The organism is Phyllobacterium sp. MT110 (genome assembly GCF_058792715.1).
Map to the genome: position 1 here is coordinate 25,885 of NZ_JBXAFE010000005.1, position 19,576 is coordinate 45,460.

Annotated in this window: 22 protein-coding genes and 1 tRNA gene; 13 read left to right on the top strand and 10 right to left on the bottom strand. The window is 60.9% G+C overall.

The annotated features are described in order from the left end of the window. Positions 1-11: 11 nt before the first annotated feature. The 4 genes from AC1Q5O_RS19845 to AC1Q5O_RS19860 form a co-directional block, all read right to left on the bottom strand. On the bottom strand, positions 12-437 hold the full coding sequence (locus tag AC1Q5O_RS19845; protein WP_288194799.1) for an AprI/Inh family metalloprotease inhibitor: 426 nt from the start codon (positions 435-437) through the stop codon (positions 12-14). An 83-nt stretch (positions 438-520) separates the two neighbouring features. Further along, the gene (locus AC1Q5O_RS19850; protein ID WP_492565354.1) at positions 521-1,198 is read right to left on the bottom strand and encodes a lysoplasmalogenase; all 678 of its coding nucleotides are present in this window, start codon (positions 1,196-1,198) and stop codon (positions 521-523) included. A gap of 30 nt (positions 1,199-1,228) precedes the next feature. Beyond that, the gene (locus tag AC1Q5O_RS19855; RefSeq protein ID WP_492565356.1) at positions 1,229-2,161 is read right to left on the bottom strand and encodes a sterol desaturase family protein; all 933 of its coding nucleotides are present in this window, start codon (positions 2,159-2,161) and stop codon (positions 1,229-1,231) included. After that, positions 2,139-2,594 (bottom strand): hypothetical protein, encoded by a 456-nt coding sequence (locus tag AC1Q5O_RS19860; RefSeq protein WP_492565358.1) that lies wholly within the window; start codon positions 2,592-2,594, stop codon positions 2,139-2,141. Before AC1Q5O_RS19860 ends, AC1Q5O_RS19855 begins: the two co-directional genes overlap by 23 nt. Positions 2,595-2,883: 289 nt before the next feature. On the opposite strand from AC1Q5O_RS19860, the gene AC1Q5O_RS19865 reads away from it, so the two are divergent. Then, positions 2,884-3,381, top strand: coding sequence for a sulfotransferase family protein (locus AC1Q5O_RS19865; RefSeq protein ID WP_492565360.1), 498 nt, complete (start codon positions 2,884-2,886; stop codon positions 3,379-3,381). Between the two features lie 295 nt (positions 3,382-3,676). Here AC1Q5O_RS19865 and AC1Q5O_RS19870 read toward each other — a convergent pair. After that, positions 3,677-3,767, bottom strand: a tRNA-Ser gene (locus tag AC1Q5O_RS19870). Between the two features lie 371 nt (positions 3,768-4,138). Here AC1Q5O_RS19870 and AC1Q5O_RS19875 point away from each other — a divergent pair. From AC1Q5O_RS19875 to AC1Q5O_RS19885, 3 genes are all read left to right on the top strand, one after another. Then, a complete protein-coding gene (locus AC1Q5O_RS19875) occupies positions 4,139-4,462 on the top strand; it encodes a hypothetical protein (RefSeq protein WP_492565362.1) in 324 nt (107 codons plus the stop codon). Between the two features lie 269 nt (positions 4,463-4,731). After that, complete coding sequence (locus AC1Q5O_RS19880; protein ID WP_223612330.1) at positions 4,732-5,730, top strand: BMP family lipoprotein; 999 nt, start codon at positions 4,732-4,734, stop codon at positions 5,728-5,730. Positions 5,731-5,862: 132 nt separating this feature from the next. After that, positions 5,863-6,498 (top strand): LysE family translocator, encoded by a 636-nt coding sequence (locus tag AC1Q5O_RS19885; protein ID WP_492565365.1) that lies wholly within the window; start codon positions 5,863-5,865, stop codon positions 6,496-6,498. Here AC1Q5O_RS19885 and AC1Q5O_RS19890 read toward each other — a convergent pair whose 3' ends face one another. From AC1Q5O_RS19890 to AC1Q5O_RS19900, 3 genes are read right to left on the bottom strand one after another with little or no spacing between them, the layout of a single operon-like run. Next, positions 6,499-6,954 (bottom strand): GNAT family N-acetyltransferase, encoded by a 456-nt coding sequence (locus AC1Q5O_RS19890; RefSeq protein WP_492565367.1) that lies wholly within the window; start codon positions 6,952-6,954, stop codon positions 6,499-6,501. A gap of 12 nt (positions 6,955-6,966) precedes the next feature. Continuing rightward, complete coding sequence (locus tag AC1Q5O_RS19895; protein ID WP_105733935.1) at positions 6,967-7,176, bottom strand: SlyX family protein; 210 nt, start codon at positions 7,174-7,176, stop codon at positions 6,967-6,969. A gap of 11 nt (positions 7,177-7,187) precedes the next feature. Next, positions 7,188-8,360, bottom strand: a complete 1,173-nt coding sequence (locus tag AC1Q5O_RS19900; protein WP_464663164.1) for an iron-containing alcohol dehydrogenase — start codon at positions 8,358-8,360, stop codon at positions 7,188-7,190. A 209-nt stretch (positions 8,361-8,569) separates the two neighbouring features. Here AC1Q5O_RS19900 and AC1Q5O_RS19905 point away from each other — a divergent pair, with 209 nt between their 5' ends. From AC1Q5O_RS19905 to deoA, 7 genes are read left to right on the top strand one after another with little or no spacing between them, the layout of a single operon-like run. Beyond that, positions 8,570-10,102 carry an ABC transporter ATP-binding protein gene (locus AC1Q5O_RS19905; RefSeq protein WP_492565370.1) on the top strand — a complete coding sequence of 511 codons (1,533 nt, stop codon included), beginning with the start codon at positions 8,570-8,572 and terminating at the stop codon, positions 10,100-10,102. After that, the gene (locus AC1Q5O_RS19910; RefSeq protein WP_492565372.1) at positions 10,099-10,653 is read left to right on the top strand and encodes a cysteine hydrolase family protein; all 555 of its coding nucleotides are present in this window, start codon (positions 10,099-10,101) and stop codon (positions 10,651-10,653) included. Before AC1Q5O_RS19905 ends, AC1Q5O_RS19910 begins: the two co-directional genes overlap by 4 nt. Beyond that, positions 10,650-11,795, top strand: coding sequence for an ABC transporter permease (locus AC1Q5O_RS19915; RefSeq protein ID WP_288192615.1), 1,146 nt, complete (start codon positions 10,650-10,652; stop codon positions 11,793-11,795). Before AC1Q5O_RS19910 ends, AC1Q5O_RS19915 begins: the two co-directional genes overlap by 4 nt. Then, positions 11,795-12,766, top strand: a complete 972-nt coding sequence (locus AC1Q5O_RS19920; RefSeq protein WP_223612324.1) for an ABC transporter permease — start codon at positions 11,795-11,797, stop codon at positions 12,764-12,766. The genes AC1Q5O_RS19915 and AC1Q5O_RS19920 overlap by 1 nt, the downstream gene beginning before the upstream one ends. A gap of 1 nt (position 12,767) precedes the next feature. Next, on the top strand, positions 12,768-13,175 hold the full coding sequence (locus AC1Q5O_RS19925) for a cytidine deaminase (RefSeq protein WP_492565375.1): 408 nt from the start codon (positions 12,768-12,770) through the stop codon (positions 13,173-13,175). After that, positions 13,172-13,972, top strand: coding sequence for a purine-nucleoside phosphorylase (locus AC1Q5O_RS19930; protein WP_403169104.1), 801 nt, complete (start codon positions 13,172-13,174; stop codon positions 13,970-13,972). Before AC1Q5O_RS19925 ends, AC1Q5O_RS19930 begins: the two co-directional genes overlap by 4 nt. Positions 13,973-13,977: 5 nt before the next feature. After that, on the top strand, positions 13,978-15,291 hold the full coding sequence (deoA, locus tag AC1Q5O_RS19935; RefSeq protein WP_492565822.1) for a thymidine phosphorylase: 1,314 nt from the start codon (positions 13,978-13,980) through the stop codon (positions 15,289-15,291). Positions 15,292-15,417: 126 nt separating this feature from the next. On the opposite strand, the gene upp is transcribed toward deoA, so the two are convergent. Next, positions 15,418-16,044: a uracil phosphoribosyltransferase gene (gene upp / locus AC1Q5O_RS19940; RefSeq protein WP_105733928.1), complete on the bottom strand. Its 627-nt coding sequence runs from the start codon at positions 16,042-16,044 to the stop codon at positions 15,418-15,420. Positions 16,045-16,074: 30 nt separating this feature from the next. Then, positions 16,075-17,094, bottom strand: a complete 1,020-nt coding sequence (locus AC1Q5O_RS19945) for an adenosine deaminase (protein WP_492565378.1) — start codon at positions 17,092-17,094, stop codon at positions 16,075-16,077. A 116-nt stretch (positions 17,095-17,210) separates the two neighbouring features. Here AC1Q5O_RS19945 and ubiE point away from each other — a divergent pair, with 116 nt between their 5' ends. Further along, complete coding sequence (gene ubiE, locus AC1Q5O_RS19950; protein WP_105733926.1) at positions 17,211-17,987, top strand: bifunctional demethylmenaquinone methyltransferase/2-methoxy-6-polyprenyl-1,4-benzoquinol methylase UbiE; 777 nt, start codon at positions 17,211-17,213, stop codon at positions 17,985-17,987. A gap of 8 nt (positions 17,988-17,995) precedes the next feature. Further along, a complete protein-coding gene (gene ubiB, locus AC1Q5O_RS19955; protein ID WP_492565381.1) occupies positions 17,996-19,573 on the top strand; it encodes a 2-polyprenylphenol 6-hydroxylase in 1,578 nt (525 codons plus the stop codon). The last annotated feature ends 3 nt before the right edge of the window (positions 19,574-19,576 follow it).

Genomic DNA, 19,576 nt, shown 5'->3' on the forward strand with positions numbered 1-19,576 from the left:
CGGTCGGCCGCTCATTCGCCAGCCAGTTGCTCGATGGTGAATATGCCGTCCGTCTGCGGCTGCGCAATGTAGGTCTCGTCCGGCGTCTCGAAGGTGATACGCGTCTTGCGCGTCGCGTCGACGAGTTCGATGGTCCAGTTTTCCTTCAGCCGCCACGCGGTGATGTCGCCCATGACGGGAAACGCCTTGACGCAGGCCGGATCAATATCGATCTGCGAGCCGCCAATGGTCTCGTCCCGTTTGAGCGTCACCTTGCACAGCCTGTTGCCGCCTTCGTCGCGAATTTGCCATGGGCCAAAAAAGCTTTCGAGCAGATCAGGATCGACGGCATCCATATCCATCGGTTTGAGATCTTCAGCCAGTGCCGCCGTTACCGGCAGGATGGCCATGAGAAAAAGCGAGGCAACCGTGTTCCGCATGATGATCAGACCTGTCACTGTTTCCTGTATATCGGTAAATCTACCCGCAATTCTCCCGCCGGAAAACCGCCAATGCGGTGATCGGGAGAAACGGTGGAGTTTCACTGACCGGATGATGCGACCGACCGCGCAATGAACCATTGCGCGGCATAGTAGGTTCCCAGCACCCAGAGGGGGCCAAGCGGCATGGCGAAGCGGAATTTCCCATAGGCCAGCAGCGTGTCACTGGCCAGAAACAACATGCCGCCCATGCCGGCCAGCCGGGCAGGGGACGTTGCAAGGCGTTGGGCCCGGCTGATGGCCTGGGCGCCCATCGCGGCCAGAACCGCCGCATAGACCGTGACAGGAAGCTTCAGTTCCGCAGGCAGGCTTGACCACAGGCCCCAGACGATTGCCAGCGCCAAGAGGGCGCAGGCGGCGAAAGTGAGGGGCACGGCGCCGAGGCGGACATCACCGGTCAGCGCGACGATATAGGCGCAGTGCGTGATGAGAAAACAGATCAGCCCGGCGACAAACAGATCCTGCGGCAGCATCAGGAAAATATCGCCGCACAGCGAAAAGACCAGACCCGCGGCAATCGCCCATTGATAGCGCTTTGAAACCGGGTTGGCCGTCTGCACGACCAGGAGCAGCAGCAGCGCCGTCGCCAGCGGCTTGCTGACGTAGTGCAGCCAGCGCCCGTCCGTGCCGAGCAGCGCGCTGGCAATGGCAGCCACCGCCGCAATCGCGAACAGCCTGTGCAGCGCCGGCCGGATGGCCGATTGTGTCTTGGATGTCATTGCTGTCCCCCGCAAGGTTTCAGTGCCGTGTCACAGTTCTGGCAGTCCGGCCTTGCCCGCTTCCCCGGGATGCCGCCTGACATAATCCGCTTTCAGGTCTTCCGAGGTTCGGCGGCTGCCATCATGGCTCCAGCCCGGCGGGGCGGCCATGTAGAGCAGCCGCTCGCGCAAGGTCAGACCCGGCGAGAAAACATCCTTGAGCATGCCGGCCCATTCGTGGAAGGCCACACGCACCGGGTTGAATGTGCCGATATTCCGGACGATCCCATAGCGCGGAACATCCTCATCCAGCTCTTCGACGAATGTCCCGAACATGCGGTCCCAGATGATCAGCGTGCCGGCAAAATTGGCATCGAGATAACGCGGGTTGGTGGCGTGATGCACGCGGTGATGCGATGGGGTGTTGAAGATGAATTCGAACGGGCGCCACATCTTGCCGATGGCTTCGGTGTGAATCCAGAACTGGTAGACGAGATTGAACCCGTAGACAAAGGCGATCACGGCGGGGTGGAACCCGAGCAGCACCATCGGCACCTGCAGAATGAACATGCCGGTTATCTGACCGGTCCAGGATTGGCGCAGGGCCGTGGAAAGGTTGTAATGCTGGCTGGAGTGATGGTTGACATGCTCCGCCCAGACCCAGCGCACGCGATGGGCAATACGGTGATAGCAGTAATAGCGCAGATCGTCGAAAACGAACGCCGCGATGAACACCCACCAGTGCATGCCGAGATCGAACAAGCGGAACTGCCAGACCCACATCAGGGCTGTCACCGAAACGAAACCCAGAAGCAGCCCGGCGGCGACATTGCCCGTGCCCATCAGCAGGCTGGTCAGTGTATCGCGCGTCTCGAAGTCGCCTTTGCGGTGCCAGTAGCGGATGGCCACGAGTTCAATGAGGATGGCAAGGATATAGAACGGGACGGCCAGTTTCGTGACGTCAAAGAACATGGGCGCGTTCATGGGTGATCCCTTCGGCAGACATCGCTGCAGCCTGAAGCCAGGCCCGGACGATACGTCGCTCTGTTTCGCTGGCAAATGAAAATGTCTGGCGCGGCCATGTGATGTCGTGCCAGCGCACCTTGAGCGCGCGATCGCCCGCCGGTTCTGCGCCTGCAACATCGGGCGCGGAAATACAGCGCGTCAGGAACTTGTTGCCGATGCCATGCACAATGCCGGTGCGCTGCGTGGGGAGTTCGAAAAACGCCGTCCGCCGGTCACGCGTGTAGACAATCGGCCCGATGCGGCTTTCGGGGAAATCGGCAAGGAAGATCGATCGGGTCTCGTCGTCATCGGCGAGCTGCGGCCGCGCGCTGCCGCCAGCCAGGTGCACGGCAAGGACGCCGACTGAAATACCGACAACAATCATGCCGATCAGTGCTGGCAAGCCGAGCAATGCACACCTCCCCATGATGCCGGCCCATCGCCCGGCCCCTGTGCCGAATCGTGGGACCGTCCCATTCTCCCGCAAATAGTTTTCCACAGTGCGGATCAATGCACAATCACAGAGGTTTCGCGTGCGGTTCGAGGTTTTGGCCGGCCGGCGCTCCCGAGGATATACTGTTCAAATCTAAGTGATACCCGGTGATACAGTGTATTTCCCGCTGTATATTTCGCTGACACCCTTGACATGAATTAAAACAATAAAAGAATATAATAATATCGGGGCGGTGATGCAGGGGTATATGGGGGATGATTCAAAATTTAGTCCAGTGATAATCTGTGGATGCAAGAGAAGTGGTACAACAGCGCTCGTTCGAATATTGAATGAGAACGGTATTACTATTTCCAATGAATGGGCTCTGTTTGCTTGGGGCGCATGGAAGCATGAATTTTCACTTTCCGACTGGCTGCACAACAAGCATCTGGAAGTTGAAAACACGGAATGGCTGCAACACTGGAATTATCGAATGAAGCTTTCGGGCGAGGAGGCGGAGCTTGGCTTCCCCGCTGCGCTTCACGCGGTTTATGGCAACAAGCCGCGCTGGAAATGGGGCGACAAATGGCCTGACTACGTGTTTCACATGCGGGAAATCAAGGCGCATTTCCCCAATGCCAAGGTGATCTACATCTACAGGGATGGCCGGGATGTGGTGGCGAGCATGCTGCGCAAGCAAATAGCCGACGACGTCAATCACGGTTTCGAACAGTGGGTCGGCGCCATCGGGGCGTGGCGGTCCTAGGAAAACGAGGTCGATCACATAGCCATAAGGCAGGAGGATCTGCTGCGATATCCCGCGGAAGTCGGCGCCTATATCGCCCGGTATTGCGGCATCCGGCTGTCGAGTGCGGATCATGCGCGGCACGTCGTTCTTGGCGCGGATGAGCAGTCGAATGACGATTATGTCGCGGAAAACCCGTTTGCGCATACGGGGGCATACACCGCGCTGTTTTCCGATGACGACGTTCCGCCGGCGGCAAGGCGCCTGCTGGCATCTCTCGGCTATATCTGATGGATCGGTGTGAAGGGAAGGGAACTGGCGGAGAGAGCGGGATTCGAACCCGCGTTACGCTTTTGACGTAAACACACTTTCCAGGCGTGCGCCTTCAACCACTCGGCCACCTCTCCGCAATTCGTCCGGCGTGGGGCCGGTCGGGTTGGTCGTTCTCAGCCGGAAAACCCGGCTCAGGAGCACCGTCAACCATCGGTCACTCAGTCTTTGGAGTTTGCGCGAGTCACTTGAAGATGGTTAGCCAACAACGACCCCGTGCGGCGCGCACTATAGTCAGAACAGGCTCTTGTTCAACACCTATTTCAACATAAATGCGCTTTGGCATAATTTCATTCCTTTGTCACTGAAATTGCTGCGAATTTTCAGGGAAACTTCATCGTTCGGTCCCAAAATGCCGGTAAGTTTGCATTCAATCGGTAGGCGTTCCACGCTAGAATACCGTTTTCCCGGCGCCCGATGGCACCGGCCGATGACTTTGGAGAAAGACGTGATCCGACCTGTATTGAGGCTTTTTGCCTATATTGCGCTCGCCATGGCAATCATCGCTGCGGTTCTTGACGCGGCGCGGTCCGTGGGGGCGTCGCATCTGGTGACCACCCCCCTGCAGGAAAGCTGGCAATCGCTCTCCACCTCATCCCTCGGCGTCGTCGAGGCCTATTTCAAGGCCCGTCTCTATCCCGTGCTGTGGGATCCGCTGATGCTGTGGATTCTTGCAACGCCCACCTTCGTCGTGTTCACCATTCTGGCCCTGCTTCTCTATAGCCTGGGCTACCGGCGCGAAAACCGTGCCGGCCGCTTTGCCGCGCGTTGAGGCGCGTTCCCGCCCGGAATCCGGTAGTCTGTCGCGGCCTGCGCGGCAGCGGGCATAGCTTGCCCTGTTCCACAGGTGAAATCTGCATAAGGTACTGATAGGGCTCGGCTATTTCGCAATATTTGACCGGGAGGCAAAATTCCGCGTGAATTTTGCCGTGAGCCGTGCAAGATTGCTTTCGGGGCGGCTGTGACGGGATGGGCCGCAACACAGTCGGGAACCGGCGGAATGCCGGTCCTGCTTAACAAAATCCAGAGGGTTGGTATCAAATGAAGCGTATTGTTCTTGGTCTGCTGGCTGCCACAGCCATGTCCTTCTCGGCCTATGCCGCGGACAACAAACCTGCCTTGATCTTCGATCTCGGCGGCAAATTCGACAAATCCTTCAACGAGGCTGCGTTTCATGGCGCAGAAAAATACACCAAGGAATCCGGCGTAAAATTCCGCGAGTTCGAAATCCAGAACGAAGCCCAGCGCGAACAGGCTCTGCGCAAATTCGCTTCAGATGGCAACTCGCCGATCGTGATCGCCGGTTTCTCCGCTGCTGCGGCCATTGAAAAGGTCTCGACGGAATTTCCGGATACGAAATTCGTCATCATCGATGCGGTTGTCGACAAGCCAAACGTGCGGTCGGTTGTCTTCAACGACAATGAAGGCTCCTATCTCGTTGGCGTTATCGCCGCCAAGACCTCGAAGAGCGGCACGGTAAGCTTTGTCGGCGGCATGGATGTGCCGTTGATCCGCAACTTTGCCTGCGGCTATGTCGGCGGCGTAAAGGCGACAAATCCGGCTGCCAAGGTCATCCAGAACATGACGGGCGACACGCCTGCCGCCTGGAACGACCCTGCCAAGGGTGGTGAAATTGCCAAGTCGCAGATGGATCAGGGCTCTGACGTGATCTTCGCGGCGGCCGGCGGCACCGGTATCGGTGTGCTGCAGGCGGCTGCCGATGCAAACAAGCTCGGTATCGGCGTCGATTCCAACCAGAACGGCCTGCATCCAGGCAAGGTTCTGACCTCGATGATGAAGCGCGTTGACGTGGCCACCTACAACGCGTTCAAGGACGGCGCGGACGGCAAGTTCACCGCCGGCGTCAATGTTCTCGGCGTCAAGGAAGGCGGCGTCGACTATGCCGCCGACGAAAACAACGCCAAGCTGCTGACCGACGATGTCAAGAAGGCCGTCGAGGCGGCAAAGGCCGATATCATTTCGGGCAAGGTCAAGGTTCACAACTACAACACGGACAATGCCTGCCCCTACAAGGGCTGATGTTTCACGTATCTGACGGGCCGCCGGTTGCAAGGCCGGCGGCTTTGTTCTGGGCGACGAGACTGCTTGTTTTATCCATGAAACATGAGAATATGCCGCTCCGCGTCACTGACGCACGCTGGAGATCATCCCATGTCTGCGATCGCCGTTTTCTTCACCATTCTTGGGGTTCTGCTGCTGGGCGCGATGAGCCCCGGCCCAAGCTTCGTCCTGGTTTCCCGCATTGCCATCACCTCGCCGCGTTTGCACGGCGTGGCCGCCGCGCTGGGCATGGGCATAGGCGGCGCGATTTTTTGCTGTTTGGCCGTTCTGGGGCTGACAGCCCTGCTGATGCAGGTCGAATGGCTTTATCTGATCCTGAAAGTCGCCGGCGGGGCCTATCTGATTTACATTGCCGTTCGCGTCTGGAGCAATGCATCCGAACCCCTGGCTTTGACGGGAACTGGCGGGCATATGTCGTTGGCCCGGTCATTCTCCTTTGCCCTGATGACCCAATTGAGCAATCCCAAGACAGCAATTTTCTATGCCAGCCTCTTTGCCGCGCTGTTGCCCGCTGACGCACCGCTCTGGCTGTTGCTGGCGCTGCCGCCCATGGTGTTTCTGATTGAGACGGGCTGGTACACGCTGGTTGCCACCATGTTCTCGACGACAAGAGCCCGTGCGGCCTATGCCGGGTTCAAGGCATGGATCGACCGCGGTGCCGGGGCCGTCATGGGCGCGCTGGGCATGAAGCTGATCATCGAGGCGTTCAAGACGCACAGAATCTGATCAGAGCGCGCGGTTGAGGATCGCCATTCCCGTGTTCTCGCCGGCCAGCGCTTCGTGGTGTTGCCAGCCTGCGGCGCGGTAGTAGTCGGGCTTGTCCGTGTAGAGATAAAGCTCAGAATGGCCTTGGTCGCGGGCAGCATTTTCCGCCGCCGCGATCAGCTGCTTTCCGACACCCTTGTTGCGGAAGGCAGGATCGACATACAGGCTGGCCAGCCAGGGCGTGAGATGGGCATGGCTGTCGAGATCATTGTCGATCAGAAGCACCAGTCCGGAGGGAAAGCCGGACACGAGGGCGACAAAGGCTTTCTGCCGGCTGCCGGGCGCCAGCAGCTCCATGAAGGCGTCGATGGTCTGCTCCATGCTCCGGCCATCGGCATGGCCCCATTCATGAAAATTCCAGCGCGCGCATACGGGAACGAGCTCGGGGCGATTTTCCAAGGGTTCTACGGTGATCATGGAATATCCGGCCTACCAGTGGGGTGGTTTGGTCACCGGAATGTCCGGCGTGGTTTGTTCTTCGAGAACAAGGAAGCGGTCCGTCAAGGCATCGAGCTTCCGGCGCATGGCTTCGATCACTGTCCATTGTTCGGCAATCTGGGCAGAAAGCTCTTCAATGGTTTTTTCCTGTTCCGTCACCAGGATTTCCAGGCTGGTGACACGGTCCGTATCAGCGGTCATTTCTCTCTCCGTTACCAGGCCGTTCTGTAGATCGCCAGGGCATCGGCCTCGGTCACATCCCGCGGGTTGTTGACGAGAAGCCGCCCCTGCTTCATGGCATCGGCCGCCATCACAGGCAGATCATCCTCGCCAATGCCGACATCGCGCAGCCGCGTCTGCAGCCCCAACTGGGCCGAGAGGCCGGCCAGGCGGTCGATAAACCTGTTGCAGATGCGCTCTGCCCCTCCCGACACATCGATACCGGCGAATGCATGCGGCGCCAAAGCAGCATAGTGTGTGGCCGCCCCATTCATCGAATCGGCCGCGTTGTACCGCAGCACATGGGGCAAAACCAAGGCGTTGGACAGGCCATGCGGTACATGGAAGGTCCCGCCGATGGGGTAGGCAAGGGCGTGGACAGCGGCAACGGGAGAGTTGGCGAAGGCCTGTCCGGCCAGCATCGAACCGAGCAGCATGGCCGAACGCGCCGCCTTGTCCCGGCCATGGAAAACCGCGGTCTCGATGTTCGCGCCGAGAAGCCGCAAGGCCTCGACGGCCAGCGCCCGGGAGAGCGGATTGTTGTTGGCGTTCTTCGAGGCATAGGCCTCGATGGCATGCACCATGGCGTCGATGCCCGTCGCCGCCGTAACATGCGGCGGAAGGCCGAGGGTGAGGTCCGGGTCAAGCAGCGCCACGTCGGGCAGGATGAGCGGTGACGAGACGCCGCGTTTTTCATTGCTGCCGACGGTGATGATGGAAACCGGCGTCACCTCGGAGCCGGTTCCGGCGGTGGTGGGAACAAGCGTCAATTTCAGGCGCGGTCCCCTGGCATTGCCCACGCCCCAGGCATCGTCGAGATTTTCATTTGAACCTGCGAGCAGCGCGACGAGTTTGGCCACATCCAGCGAGGAACCGCCGCCAAAGCCGAGCACATGGTTCACGCTGTTTTCCCGGGCCACGTCCACGGCATTCAGCAGTGTATCGAGCGATGGATCCGCTTCCACCTCGCCGAACACCGTGATATCGGCTCCGGCGGCTTGCAGGCTGGCAATGGCCGGTTGCGCCAGTCCAAGGGCAAGGATGGTGGCATCCGTGACGACAAGCAGCCGGTCCCTGGGCTTTATGCGCAGGTGCGCGGCGATATCGCCGCTGGCGCCTGCCGCAAAGACGATGCGCGGCGTGGTGTGGAAAGCGAAGGGAGCGATGATGTCGGCCATGTCAGGAGATTGCCAGAGCCGGGCCCGGTTTGTCGAGGCCCGCTACGGAACGGGAAATATGCAATTCTTGACTAAAAAGTAAAAAATCCAGTGAACGAGCAATCGGGGACCCAACGGAACCGGTTCCATTTGATTTTTCTTTGCTCTAGGGTCAAAAGTTCGGAACGATAAAAAGCTGATCAACAGCGGATGGGGACATGGCAGAACCGGCGATTGAACTTGTTGGAATTGATAAGCGGTTTGGTGCAGTTCACGCCAATCGCGACATTCATTTGCGCGTCGAAAAAGGCACTATTCACGGTATTATCGGGGAAAATGGCGCTGGCAAGTCCACGCTTATGTCCATTCTCTACGGGTTTTATCAGGCCGATAATGGCGAAATCCGCATCAATGGTGCGCCGGTCAGAATCAGCGATCCCAATGCCGCCATCGGGCTGGGCATCGGCATGGTGCATCAGCATTTCATGCTGGTTGAAAATTTCACCGTGCTTGAAAATGTCATGCTCGGTGTCGAGGGCGCACCGCTCCTGAAGCGGGGCATTGCCAAGGCCCGCGCCGAGCTGAAGCGGCTGGAACAGGAATACCAGCTGGATGTCGATCCCGATGCGCTGATCGAGGAATTGCCGGTCGGTCTGCAGCAGCGTGTTGAAATCCTCAAGGCGCTGTATCGCGGCGCTGATATTCTGGTGCTCGACGAGCCGACCGGTGTGTTGACGCCAGCCGAAGCCGATCATCTGTTCCGTATTCTGGAGCAGCTCAAGGCGCAGGGCAAAACCATCGTTCTTATCACCCACAAGCTGCGTGAGATCATGGCCGTCACCGACAATGTGTCCGTCATGCGCCAGGGCTCAGTCGTGGCAACGCGCAAGACCGCAGAGACGACGGTCGAGGAACTGGCCGAACTGATGGTCGGGCGCCGGGTTCTCCTGCGGGTGCAGAAAGGCGAAGCCAAGCCGGGCGAGGTCAAGCTCTCGGTAGAAAATCTCACGGTGCGCGACAGCCGCGGTGTGGTCATGGTCGACAATGCGTCCTTCACGGTTCGCGCCGGCGAAATCGTCGGCATTGCCGGTGTGGCGGGCAATGGCCAGTCGCAGCTGATCGAGACGGTCGCCGGCATTCGCACGGCCGTGTCCGGCCGCGTGCTCCTGGACGGGCAGGTCATCGATATAACCGGTGCGGCCGATCCGGGCGAATTGCGTGATCGCGGCCTCGCCCATGTGCCGGAAGACCGGCATCACATGGGGCTGGTTCTTGCCTTCGAGGAATATGAGAATTCCATCCTCGGCTACCACGATGATCCGCTCTATCTGAACGGGCCATTCCTCGATATCGACGCCATCAAGGCCGATGCACGCAAGAAGATCGAGAAATATGACATCCGCCCGAGCGATCCGCGCCTGAAAACGGCGAATTTTTCCGGCGGCAACCAGCAGAAGATCGTCCTGGCCCGCGAGATCGAGCGTGACCCGGGCGTGCTGATCATCGGCCAGCCAACGCGCGGTGTTGACGTTGGTGCGATTGAATTCATCCACAAGCGGATCATCGAGATGCGCGATGCGGGCAAGGCCGTGCTGCTTGTTTCGGTTGAGCTGGATGAAATCCGCTCCCTGTCCGACCGCATTCTGGTGATGTTTGCCGGACGCATCGTCGGAGAACGCGATGCGGATACGAGCGAAGGCGAGCTGGGTCTTCTGATGGCCGGCGTTGAAAATCAGGAGGCGGCGGAATGACCACCACCCAGGCACTTCTCGTCATCGATGTGCAGAATGCCATCGATGATCCGAAATGGGGCCGTCGCGGCCAGCCGGACGCCGAGGCGCAGATTGCCCGGCTTCTCGGCGCATGGCGGGAGCGCCGCCTGCCGATCGTCCATATCAAGCATGATTCCACCGATCCGGCATCGCCCTATCGCCCCGGCACGCCGGGCAATGATTTCAAGCCCGAGGTGGCGCCGCAGGTGGGCGAGCCTGTGGTCGACAAGCGCACCAACAATGCCTTCATTGGCACCGATCTGATGGATGTCCTCGATGAACTGCAGGTCCACAGCCTCGTGGTAACGGGGGTCCTTCTCGAAAACTCCGTTGATGCGACCGTGCGCATGGCGGCCAATCTCGGCTTTGAGGTGATTGTTCCCGAGGATGCCGTGGCCAGCATCGATCGCACCGATCATCGCGGCAAGAGCTGGAGCGCGGAAGATGTTCACGCGCTGGCGCTGTCCGTTCTTGATGGCGAATATGCCAAAATCTCCACCTCCGACGCCATCATTGAGGCCCTGCCATGAGCCAGCCCTTTGCCAAACTGCCCGCCTGGGCTGATTATGGCCTGCTGCCGCTGATCAATCTGATCGTGGCGTTTTTTGTTGCGGGCCTCGTCGTTCTGCTGGTCGGCGAAAGCCCGATTGATGCCGCTGTCCTGATGGTCAAGGGCGCCTTCGGCTCCGGCGACGGTGTCGGCTACACGCTGTATTATGCGACGAACTTCATTTTCACCGGCCTTTGCGTCGCCGTGGCGTTCCATTGCGGCCTGTTCAACATCGGCGGCGAGGGGCAGGCCTATATTGGCGGCCTCGGCGTTGCGGTGGTCGGCCTTGGCCTCGGCAATGTCCTGCCCTGGTGGATCACCTTTCCGCTGGCCATCATTGCCTCGGGGCTGGTCGGCGCGCTCTGGGCCCTCATTCCGGCCTGGCTGCAGGCCAAGCGCGGCTCGCACGTGGTCATCACCACGATCATGTTCAACTTCATTGCCGCCAGCATCATGGTCTATCTGCTGGTGGGATATCTCAAGGCGTCGGGCACGCAGGCACCGGAAACCCGTGTCTTCGGCGATGGCGGGCAATTGCCGGGCCTCGGCTGGCTGCTCAGCCTGATCGGGCTGAACATGCGCTCGGCGCCGCTCAACATCAGCTTCCTCCTGGCGCTGGTTGCCGCATTCCTTGTCTGGGTGCTCATCTGGCGCACCAAGCTCGGCTATGAAATCCGCACCATGGGCTACAGCCCCAAGGCCGCGCGCTATGCCGGTATCGGCGAGGTCAGGATCATCGTCATCACCATGATGATATCGGGCGCGCTGGCCGGCATGATGGCGCTGAACCCGATCATGGGGGCGCAGCACCGCGTGCAGCTTGATTTCGTCGCCGGCGCCGGCTTTGTCGGCATTGCCGTGGCGCTGATGGGACGTTCGCATCCGGCGGGCATCGTTCTCGCCGCCATCCTGTTCGGCATGCTCTACCAGGGCGGTGCGGAAATCGCCTTCGACATGCCCAATATTTCCCGCGACATGATCGTCATCATCCAGGGCCTGGTGATCCTGTTTGCCGGCGCGCTGGAGCACATGTTCCGCCCGACCCTGCTGCGCGTCCTGCAGCGGTTCGCCCGGACGAAGCGCCAGTCCACACCGGCCGTTGCCGCCGAGGGAGGTCAATAATGGATAGCTTCACCGTCGTCCTGCAGGTTCTCGATTCAACGATCCGTCTCTCCGTGCCGCTGCTGCTGGCCTGTCTTGCCGGGCTCTATTCCGAACGTGCCGGTATTTTCGATATCGGTCTGGAAGGCAAGATGCTGGCCGGCGCCTTCGCGGCAGGTGCCGCGGCCACCTATTCCGGCTCGGCCTATGCCGGGCTGCTCGCGGCCGTTGTGGTTTCCGTTGCGCTGGGGCTGGTGCATGGCTTTGCCTCCATCACCCATCGCGGCAACCAGATCGTTTCGGGCGTCGCCATCAACTTCATTGCCGCCGGCACCACCGTCATTCTCGGCCAGGCCTGGTTCCAGCAGGGCGGGCGTACGCCGTCGCTGCCCAACGCCGCGCGCTTCAACCCGATCGACCTGCCGGGCGTGGAAACGCTGAACGGCATTCCGGTCATCGGCGCGATCTATTCCGAGCTGATTTCCGGCCACTCCGTGCTGGTCTATCTCGCTTTCCTGCTGGTGCCGTTCACCTGGTGGGTGCTGTACCGCACGCGCTTCGGCCTGCGCCTGCGCGCGGTCGGTGAAAACCCGGCGGCGGTTGATACGGCTGGCATTTCCGTGCCGTGGCTGCGTTACCGCGCGGTGATCTGCTGCGGCTTGCTCTGCGGTATCGCCGGTGCTTATCTGGCAACAGCGCAAGGGGCGGGTTTCGTCAAGGATATGACCGCTGGCAAGGGCTATATCGCGCTCGCCGCGCTGATCTTCGCCAAATGGCGGCCGGTCCATGCCATGTTTGCCTGCCTGCTTTTCGGCTTTCTCGATGCCATTGCCATCCGCATGCAGGGGCATCCCCTGCCACTCATCGGTGAGGTTCCCGTGCAGCTGATGCAGGCCTTGCCCTATATTCTCACCATCGTGCTGCTGGCCGGTTTCATCGGCAAGGCAATTCCGCCCAAGGCGGGTGGTGTGGCCTATGTGAAAGAGCGATAGAATGAATACAGACCTGTTCGATGCCGCCTTTGCGGCCATGCAGAAAGCCCATGCGCCCTATTCGCAGTTCCCGGTGGGCGCTGCCGTGCGCACCAGCGATGGCCGGATTTATTCCGGCTGCAACATCGAAGTCATTTCCTATCCGGAGGGATGGTGCGCCGAAACCACCACCCTGTCGCATTTCGTCATGGGCGGTGGCGGCACAATCACTGATATTCTCGTGGTTGCAGAAAAGAAGGCGAAATGCACGCCCTGCGGCGGCTGCCGCCAGCGGCTGGCGGAGTTCGCCGGTCCCGAGACGCGCCTGCACCTGTGCGACAACAATGGCATTGTCGAAACCCTGACGATGAAAGAGATTTTCCCCCACGGCTTTGAAGCGGAAGTTCTGGGAAAAGGAAGTGCCGCATGATTGCGCCTGCCACTGGAGCGCTCATCCACAAGTTGCAGGGCCTGGCGCCGCGTGTCGCGCTCGTCCTCGGGTCCGGTCTGGGATCCCTCGTGGATGCGGTCGAGAATGCCATCCGCATTCCCTATGCCGATCTGCCGGGTTTCCCGCACAGCGGTGTCTCCGGCCACGCCGGGGAAGTGGTTGCCGGCTATCTCTCCGGCAAGCCGGTGCTGATGCTGGCGGGCCGCGCCCACTACTACGAAAAGGGCGATGCCGCGGTCATGCGCCCGGTCATGGCGGCGCTGGCCGACCTTGGCATCGAAATGCTGATCCTGACCAATGCGGCGGGCTCGGTGCGCCACGACCTTGCGCCGGGCAGCGTCATGCTGATTGACGATCACATCAACTATTCCGGGCTCAATCCGTTGATCGGCGAAGCCTCCGATCAGCGCTTTGTCGGCATGACCGCCGCCTACGACAGGAAGCTCAAGGATGCCTTTGTCATCGCCGCCGGTGAGGTGGGCGAGAAGCTGCCGATGGGCGTTTATATGTGGTTCTCCGGCCCCTCGTTCGAAACACCGGCGGAAATCCGCATGGCACGCACGCTCGGCGCCGATGCGGTTGGAATGTCGACGGTGCCTGAAGTCATTCTCGCCCGCTTCTTCGGCCTGCGTGTTGCCGCCTGTTCGGTCATCACCAATTACGGGGCCGGGATGACGGGTGCAGAGCTGTCGCATGAGGAAACCAAGGATGTCGCGCCGAAGGGCGGTGCGCGCCTGCAGACAATTATCCGGGCGCTGGTCCGGGAGATCGGCTGATCATGTTGCTGCCGCAGGAAATCATCCGCCGCAAACGCGATGGGCATGCGCTCGATGCGGCGGATATCACCGCCTTCGTCAACGCCATGAGTTCGGGCGCCATCACCGAAGGGCAGGTTGCCGCCTTTGCCATGGCGGTGTTCTTCAACGGCATGAAGCGCGACGAAGCGGTCGCCCTGACGCTCGCCATGCGCGATTCCGGCGATATTCTCGATTGGTCCGATCTGCCGGGCCCGGCTGTCGACAAGCATTCGACCGGCGGTGTCGGCGACAATGTCTCATTGATGCTTGCGCCCATTGCCGCCGCGTGCGGGGCCTATGTGCCGATGATTTCCGGGCGCGGCCTTGGCCATACCGGCGGCACGCTCGACAAGATGGATTCGATCCCCGGCTATCGCAGCCAGCCGGACAATGCGCTGTTCCGCAAGGTTGTGCACGAGGTCGGTTGCGCCATCATCGGCCAGACCGCCAATCTCGCACCGGCCGACAAGCGCTTCTATTCCATCCGCGATGTCACCGCCACGGTCGAATCGATCCCGCTGATCACCGCGTCCATCCTGTCGAAAAAACTCTCGGCCGGGCTCAACGCGCTGGTGCTCGATGTGAAATCGGGCAATGGCGCATTCATGGCGCGCAGCCGCGATGCCGTGGCCCTGGCCGAAAGCATTGTCGCGGTGGCAAGCGGCGCGGGACTGACCACCACCGCTTTGCTGACCGACATGAACGAGCCGCTGGCACTTGCCGCAGGCAATGCCGTGGAAGTGCTCAATGCCGTGGATTTCCTGACCGGCGATCTCCGGGATCCACGCCTTGAAGCGGTTACGCTGGCGCTGGTTGCGGAAATGCTGGTTTCGGCCAAGCTTGCCGCCAGTCCCAAGGCCGCCATGGACAAGGCGCGGGAAGCCCTGAATTCAGGCAAGGCAGCGGAGGTCTTTGGCCGCATGGTTGCCGGGCTCGGCGGACCCACGGACTTCGTCTCCCGCGCCCGCCATTATCTGCCGGTTGCGCCGGTGATGCTGGAAGTGAAGGCACCGCAGGCAGGATATGTCGCGTCGGTGGAAACCCGGGCGATTGGTGTCGCCGTTGTCTCGCTCGGCGGCGGGCGCATCCGTCCGCAGGACCCGGTTGACCACGCGGTGGGCATCACGGCGCTGCAGCCGGTGGGTGCGCTGATGGAAGCGGGCGATCCGATTGCCCTTGTCCATGCGCGCAGCCAAAGCGATGCCGAGGCGGGTGCCCGCGCCATTCTTGCCGCCTATGGTTTCTCCGGCCGCAAGCCGCGCACGGTCAATCCCGTCCTGCGCCGCATCGGCGGGTAATGGTCTCCCGGCACGATAGTTGTGCGTGGTTCGACAAGCTCACCATGAGGGAGGACAGGGATTGCAGCCAAACCACTTCCCTCATGGTGAGCTTGTCGAACCACGCACAGTGTTATTGCAGCAGACCTATTTCGTGCCGTACATCCGGTCACCGGCATCGCCGAGGCCCGGCATGATGTAGCCTTTTTCATTCAGGTGGCTGTCGATGGCCGCGGTGAACACCGGCACGTCGGGATGGGCCTTGGTGAAGCGCTCGATGCCTTCCGGTGCCGCAAGCAGGCATAGGAAGCGGATATTGGTTGCGCCGCGATCCTTCAGCTTCTGGATTGCCGCGATGGCCGAATTGGCGGTCGCCAGCATCGGGTCAACGACGATGATCAGCCGGTTGACGATATCTTCGGGTGCCTTGAAGTAATATTCCACCGGCTGCAGCGTGTCGTGATCGCGGTACAGGCCGATATGCGCCACGCGCGCGGCGGGCACCAGGTCGAGCATGCCTTCGAGCAGACCGTTGCCGGCGCGCAGGATCGAGGCGAACACCAGCTTCTTGCCTTCGAGCACCGGCGCATCCATTTCCATCATCGGCGTCTGGATGCGGATGGTGGTCAGTTCGAGATCGCGCGTCACCTCGTAGCACAGCAGCAGCGAAATCTCCTTGAGCAGCCGCCGGAATCCCGCCGTGGATGTATCCTTGTCGCGCATGATGGTGAGCTTGTGCTGGACAAGCGGATGGGAAACGATCGTAACGCCCATGGAGAACTCCTACTCGAATTTTCCCCGACCTTAGCTGCTTGCAACCGATCCCGCAAAGTCCGCATCCCCGGCACGCACAGTTTTGTCGCCGTCGAGGCGCTCAATCAGTGTGTTTCGCGTGGTTTCATCCACATAAGCTGCCTTGAGCGCCGTGCGCGTGATCTCCGTCAAGGCGCCGTCGTCGCAGCCGAAGAACGTGGCGGCGATATCGTACTCCCGCGCAAGGTCCGTATGGAAATAGGGCGGGTCGTCGGAATTCAGCGTGACCGGCACGCCGGCCTTGGCCAGGGCCGGAAAAGGATGGGACGGGAAATCGGCGTAGACCTGCAGTGAAATATTGGAGCCGGGGCAACATTCCAGAAGGATTTTCTCCTCCGCCAGCCGCCGCACCAGATCCGGGTTCTCGATGGCGCGCACGCCATGGCCGATGCGTGACGGCCTGATCGCATCAAGCGCGTCGGCAACGCTTTCCCATCCGGAAAGCTCGCCCGCATGCACGGTGATGCCGAGGCCGGCGTCGCGGGCGACATCAAAGGCACGGGCGAAATCCCTGGGGTGGTGCATGCGTTCGTCGCCGGCCATGCCGAACCCGGTCACCAGCGGGTGCGGATTCTCGGCGATATATCTTGCTGCTTCCATCACCGCGTCCGGCCCCTTGTGGCGCAGGCCCGTGGCGATCATGCGCGATTCGATGCCGGTGGCGGCCTTGGCGCGCCGCATGCCTTCCGCCAGCCCCTCGATATAGGCGCGCGGCGAAAGCCCGGCACTGATCGCATGGTCGCTGGAGATGAACACTTCCGAATAGATCGCATCCTGCGCGCTGAGGGACAACAGGTAGTCCTCAGTCAGGTCAGCATAATCCTCCTCCGTGCGGAACAGTGCCGAGGCCTGATCATAGGCGCGCAGGAACGAGGTGAAGTCGTGCCAGACGAACCGGCCGTCGACGATGAAGGCCGAAACATCGGCGCCATATTTGCCGGCTTTTCGCTCGACGAGGGCGGGGGAGGCTGCGCCTTCGACGTGACAATGCAGTTCGGCCTTCAACACCATGGGCGGTCTCCATTCGACAAAATGTGCAGCGCGTCGCTTCATCGCGCAACAGACAATAGCCTTCTGCGTTTCAATCTTCTATGCTCCGCCCGCAAAAGAGATCAGCAGGTAGCACAATGAGCCAGCAACGCACCGGTGCCCATGGCGGCATGGAAACGTCCTTCGGTTTTCAGGATGTCGGCGACGGAGAAAAGCAGACACGCGTCAATGACGTGTTTCATCGCGTCGCCAAGCGCTACGATGTGATGAACGATCTGATGTCCGGCGGGCTGCACCGCGTCTGGAAAGATTCGATGATCGCCTGGCTTGCCCCGTCCAAGACGTCGAACTGGAAGACACTCGATGTTGCCGGCGGCACCGGTGATATCGCCTTCCGCATCGTCGAGGCTTCGAATCGCAATGCCCATGCCACCGTGCTCGACATCAACGGCTCGATGCTGGGTGTCGGCCGTGACCGCGCGGCGAAAAAAGGCCTTGCCGACAATACCGAGTTTGTTGAAGCCAATGCCGAGGAACTGCCATTCGAGAATGCCAGCTTCGATGCCTACACCATCGCCTTCGGCATCCGCAACGTGCCGCATATCGACCGTGCCCTGGCGGAAGCCTATCGTGTGCTGAAGCCGGGCGGCCGCTTCCTCTGCCTTGAATTTTCCGAGGTGGAACTGCCGGTTCTCGACAAGATTTACGACGCCTGGTCGTTCAATGCGATTCCGAAAATCGGCAAGGCGGTCACGGGGGATGCGGATTCCTACCAGTATCTGGTGGAATCCATCCGCAAATTCCCCCGCCAGGCGGATTTCGCCGAGATGATCCGCACGGCAGGTTTCGAGCGGGTGAGCTGGCGCAACTTTACCGGCGGTATCGCTGCCCTGCATTCCGGCTGGAAATTGTGACGTTCTGAATGAGTAAGTTTACCGCAACATTTCGCCTGATCCGGGCCGGATGGATCATGACGCGCGAAGGCGTTATTTCCGCACTGCCCGCCGAAGGCCTGAGCGGCCTTCCCGCGTTCGGCCACCGCATCGCCGGGCTGCTGGCAAGGCGGCGCGCCCGCACGGCCCGCCGTTCCGAGCGCATGTCGCGCGCCATCAACAAGCTCGGGCCGTCCTACGTCAAGCTGGGCCAGTTCCTGGCAACGCGGCCGGATGTGGTCGGCACCGAAGTGGCCGATGATCTGGCGCTGCTGCAGGATCAGCTCGATTTCTTCCCGATGGAAGCGTCGGTCAAGGCCATAGAGGGCTCGCTCGGCCGTCCCGTCGATGATCTCTATGTCAACCTCGGCGAACCCATTGCCGCGGCATCGATTGCGCAGGTCCACCCCGCCTATGTCAGAACAGGCGGCGAGAACCGCAAGGTCGCCGTCAAGGTTGTCCGGCCGGGCGTGCGCCAGCGCTTCAACAACGATCTGGAAAGCTTCTTCCTCGTGGCAAAGTGGCAGGAGCGCTACGTGCCTGCGACGCGCCGCCTGCGTCCGATCGAAGTGACGCGCACCCTGGCGCAGACGACGCGGATCGAGATGGATCTGCGGCTGGAAGCGGCCGCGCTTTCGGAAATCGGCGAGAACACCAAGAACGATCCGGGCTTCCGCGTGCCGACCGTCGATTGGGAGCGCACGGGGCGCGATGTGCTGACGCTCGAGTGGATCGACGGCATCAAGATGTCGGATATCGACGGCCTGCGCGCTGCCGGTCACAATCTCGTCGGCCTTGCCGAAACGCTGATCCAGTCCTTCCTGCGCCATACATTGCGGGATGGTTTCTTTCATGCCGACATGCATCCCGGCAACATGTTCGTCGATGATCGCGGGCACATCGTTGCCGTGGATTTCGGCATTACCGGACGCCTCGGCAAGAAGGAACGGCGGTTTCTCGCCGAAATCCTCTACGGCTTCATCACGCGTGACTATGTCCGTGTCGCCGAGGTGCATTTCGAGGCTGGCTATGTGCCACATCACCACGACGTGGCGAGTTTTGCCCAGGCCATCCGCGCCATTGGCGAGCCCATCCATGGCCAGCCCGCCGAAACCATTTCCATGGCCAAGCTGCTGACCCTGCTGTTCGAGGTCACCGAGCTTTTCGACATGGAGACCCGGCCGGAACTGGTCATGCTGCAAAAGACCATGGTGGTGGTGGAAGGTGTCTCCCGCACGCTCGATCCGCATTTCAACATGTGGAAGGCATCCGAACCTGTTGTCGGTGACTGGATTCGCCGCAATCTCGGTCCGCAGGGAATTCTTGCCGATGCGCGTGAGGGCGTCGGCGCCCTGCTGCATCTCGCCCGTCAGGCGCCTGAGCTGGTGGCGCGTGCCGACCGCCTGTCGAAAGAGATGGACCGGATGGCGGAGCAGGGTTTCCGCTTCGATGACGAGACGGCAAAGGCTATCGGCAAGGCGGAGGCGCGGCACACCCGCTCCGGCCGCGTGGCGCTGTGGGTGATTGCAATCTGTCTGGTTATCATCACTTACGGCCTTCTTTTCTGAGCT